Raw genomic sequence first — 3,657 nt, 5'->3', positions numbered from 1 at the left:
GCGGCAACGATATCGGCGGGATGCCAGTCTTGTGTATTCATACCTGCTTCACCTCATTGTTGTTATTGGTGGCGATTCAAACAGGGATCTCACAACCGGGAGTAACCTTCCGGCGAGGCCGAAGCCTCCCCTGCCTGAACCGCCATTGAACGGGCGAATGCAGGCGCACTGGCAGAAAATTCCTACCAGTGGGTTACTCTTAACAAGGGTGAGATTCCTTGACCACTGGATTTTTCCAATGGCGCTATCAGGTTAACGGGTTGGATAAAACTTTTCAATAAGGTAATCAAATAGATGTGATGTGGTTATTAGCGTAAAAACGTAATGAAAAAGGGAAGGTGTATCGGTTTTTTTAGGTGGCTTCACTGAGTACGATTTCCTAGAAAAACAAGCCGAACAAGGTTCATAACCGTTTTTTTAGCGGCGTCACTTGGTAAAATCCAAGTGACGCCACCTCTCAAAACGCCTTAACTAAAGACTAAAGACTAAAGATATTTAAAGTAAAATTAATCGATTTCAGGAGTTATATCAAAATAGGCTACCTCGGATAATGAGCATTCTTCTGCTGAAATAATTGATGAAGCAATAAAAACAGCAGGTTTTTTGTTTTTATTAATATATGGAATAGTTATTTCTAATGTTTGCGTATATAACTGTCCCGACTCTTTAAGAACAATTGGCTTACCTTCTTTTGCTAATCTAGTTCGTTCTAGTAGAGAAGATGTTGCTTTCATTCTATCGAATTGATTATTTTTTCGATAAGAATTTGTTATAACAATTTGCGCAGCCCAAGACTCAGTAGTTGCACAATAATCTAAAGCTTTTTCGGTATCATCTTTTATTGAAGAAAAAGCAATAGTAGGAATAAATAACATTGCAAATAAAATAATTTTTTTCATGATCTATTTCACTATCAATTCTCTATCCATAGAATCAATTATCTCTCTTCTCGCACTTTTTCCAACAATTATACAACCCTCTGAGGCTTCACCAGGCCTTTTAGTGCTATCGCCGTGTATTCTGAAAAGATCTCTTCCGTACATATTGTTACCCTCACGCGGCTCTAAATGAATAGTCATTGCACCTTTGCTACTGGTATAACCTCCAATCGTATATTGTCCTCTTGGGATTGGTCCTTTCCCACGTATCGATTCTGAGGCAGGATTGTTTTTATGTATTCCCTTTCCGCTGTATCCGTCACGATAAACTAATCTGTCATTGTGATATAACTCGCCTGAGTATTGATGATAAATCCAAGCCATTAAAAACTCCTTTTTTCAAAAAAATTAATTATTTTACCTTATATACTTTATCACCTTTTTTATTTATGGTTTAAATTACTTTATGAATTCATTAATTAAAAAATATTACATTTTATTTTTTAATTTAATCCAGATAAATAGAGCTTCATTTCAATAATTTTAATGAAAATTAATTACACTATTTAAAATTTGGAAAATTTCTTTTTCTAGAACCGACCATCAGTCAACGTCCGTCTTATAAGAGTACTAACTCTTTCCAATAAGACGGACTATCTTGCATCACACGTTATTAACCACGCTTTTTACTATCTCTCTCTGGCGAACGACGATAACGACGCTCGCCTATCTCCCAGCCAAACGCCAACCGTGAACCATCATCTGAGCCATCCGTCATTTCGTCAGCCAAAATCAAGTCTTCGTTAGTTTCCTGCTCCAACTTCAGTACATCCTTCAACGCCCCTCCGGTAGCAATAAAACGACGCTTATGCGTCTGGCGAGTCAGTTCTAGAAACCACGCTGGATCGGCCACCATGTCGGAAGGTTTTGTTGAGTATTTCAGTGTCTCAGACACAGCCCCGCGAATCTGTTCAGCTGTCAGACTTGCGAAGCTTTCCCCCTCTTTGGAGCACTTGGATTTGACCACCCGAACATCGATATTCGGATCGTAATCAATACGCAAACAATCCCGCCACAGCTCCATCCAGCGATAATGCTTCACGTAATCTCGACCGGATAACATGGATGGCGGCACCATCATCAGAGTATGAAAATGCGGGTGTGTGCTGCCATCTTTGCCACGGGTCACTTCCGTCGTACGTATCCAGCCTTGAACCGGCTTAAACTCTTTCCGAACTTTAAGCCGCTGAAAGGCCGAATTCATTAGGGTCAAGGTTTCACCCAAATCTTCAATGGCACAGTTCCGCACGGTCAGCGTCAGGAACATCCAACGGGAATCTGGATAATCTGCCACGATACAGGGCAGGGACTGGTAAAAACGGGCTTGCCACATCAGCGATCGCCTCCATTGGCAAACAGGACAGTGCCGGACACGGCAAAAATGCGCCTCTCGAAGCCTCAGACGCGTTTCTCCGGTTTCGGCAAGCGTAGACCAGCCGAAACGCAATAAGCCGCCACAATCGCGCATACGCGCCGCATAAGCCTCAAATTCGGCCGCTTGCAGGTAGATCCCACCGACATCATCAGACTGACCTTTGTGAGTGTCCCAAGGCTTATCATTAGGATTATAATCTGTCAAAAAAGGTCGATTAGCGTCTTGCATGATACCTGCTCCAGTATGGGCAGGCGCAGAAAAGATATGTTATCATCCTCTTATCACCTATAGGTTGTGCCACATTACACAGAATTTGCTAGGTGATCACACCCCTGAATTGTTGACGCAATTGCAGGGGTAAATTTTTAGTTTCAACACACGATCACCAGATAAAATAATACAGCCGATACCATTTCCAAGCAAATTCACTCTAAAGCCTTGAGTAGCAATGGTTGGAGGTAAATTTCAATCCTAGAGTTATCCCTTAAGTATAAATACAAGGGAAAACCCCCAAAATCACCCCCAAAATCACCCATTTTCTCTCCCAAAAAACCAAATAGAAAAACACATAAATCGAGATATCCGATTACGTGAAAATTTAAACGTAATCCTATCCGTTCGTCAGGGGATCGCTCATAACTTCGTGTATATACCGAAAGGAAAATTTACCGTGCCAGCCAAACATTTCCTTTGTCTCCGACCATCAGACTACTGAATCACTGAAAGCCCGCTAAAAACCCGCTTAGCAGGGAAGGGGGGATTCGTGCTCCCCGATTCAGTCCCCCCTTTGTATCGGCGGTTTGACGACGGCATCCCCAGTAACTTCTGAGAGCCGCCTTCCATGCCCTAAAGGGCATCTAAAAGCCATTCCATCCGGTGTAAATTATCCTTTAGGGGGGTGTCGGGGCTTTGCCCTGACCAAGAACTTTGTAACAACGACTGCGTGCAGGCGGTGCTACAAAGCACATCTTGTCCCGTATTTGACCTTAATTATTCCCAACTTCGTGGTCGTCCTGACTGACCAGCGCCTTCCAGTCTGGAGCATTTCTGGGTTTTCGTTTTGTCATGCGTCCCTTCATATCGAAATATCGGCTTGGCCAGATTTGGGCGGGGTGCATATTCAGACGACGGGCAATGATCCATTCGCCTTTAGGCCATGCGCGTTTCAGGACATTTGCCAATGTGGAAGAACTTAAACCGGATTCGCGGGACAGAGCAGCTACGGTTATGCCTTGTTTGTGAAGAGCGGCAACGATATCGGCGGGATGCCAGTCTTGTGTATTCATACCTGCTTCACCTCATTGTTGTTATTGGTGGCGATTCAAACAGGGATCTCACAACCGG

The 3,657-nt window shown here is 43.2% G+C and carries 4 protein-coding genes; all 4 read right to left on the bottom strand.

Annotated features, from left to right (window positions below; genetic code table 11):
• Positions 1-506: 506 nt before the first annotated feature.
• The 4 genes from Xets_RS12785 to Xets_RS12770 all read right to left on the bottom strand — a co-directional run bounded on the left by Xets_RS12785 (position 507) and on the right by Xets_RS12770 (position 3,599).
• Positions 507-899 (bottom strand): hypothetical protein, encoded by a 393-nt coding sequence (locus Xets_RS12785; protein ID WP_187651799.1) that lies wholly within the window; start codon positions 897-899, stop codon positions 507-509.
• A 3-nt stretch (positions 900-902) separates the two neighbouring features.
• A complete protein-coding gene (locus tag Xets_RS12780; RefSeq protein ID WP_187651798.1) occupies positions 903-1,262 on the bottom strand; it encodes a tlde1 domain-containing protein in 360 nt (119 codons plus the stop codon).
• A 289-nt stretch (positions 1,263-1,551) separates the two neighbouring features.
• Positions 1,552-2,541 (bottom strand): protein rep, encoded by a 990-nt coding sequence (locus tag Xets_RS12775; RefSeq protein ID WP_187651797.1) that lies wholly within the window; start codon positions 2,539-2,541, stop codon positions 1,552-1,554.
• Between the two features lie 758 nt (positions 2,542-3,299).
• A complete protein-coding gene (locus Xets_RS12770; protein WP_187651796.1) occupies positions 3,300-3,599 on the bottom strand; it encodes a helix-turn-helix transcriptional regulator in 300 nt (99 codons plus the stop codon).
• Between the last annotated feature and the right edge of the window lie 58 nt (positions 3,600-3,657).

This window comes from Xenorhabdus sp. TS4 (genome assembly GCF_014467265.1).
GTDB lineage: Bacteria > Pseudomonadota > Gammaproteobacteria > Enterobacterales > Enterobacteriaceae > Xenorhabdus > Xenorhabdus ehlersii.
This window is presented reverse-complemented; position numbering and strand designations above follow the sequence as displayed.

Coding starts and splice junctions, on each gene's coding strand:
- Xets_RS12785 (WP_187651799.1), bottom strand. CDS start 899: ATGAAAAAAATTATTTTATTTGCAATGTTATTTATTCCTACTATTGCT.
- Xets_RS12780 (WP_187651798.1), bottom strand. CDS start 1,262: ATGGCTTGGATTTATCATCAATACTCAGGCGAGTTATATCACAATGAC.
- Xets_RS12775 (WP_187651797.1), bottom strand. CDS start 2,541: ATGCAAGACGCTAATCGACCTTTTTTGACAGATTATAATCCTAATGAT.
- Xets_RS12770 (WP_187651796.1), bottom strand. CDS start 3,599: ATGAATACACAAGACTGGCATCCCGCCGATATCGTTGCCGCTCTTCAC.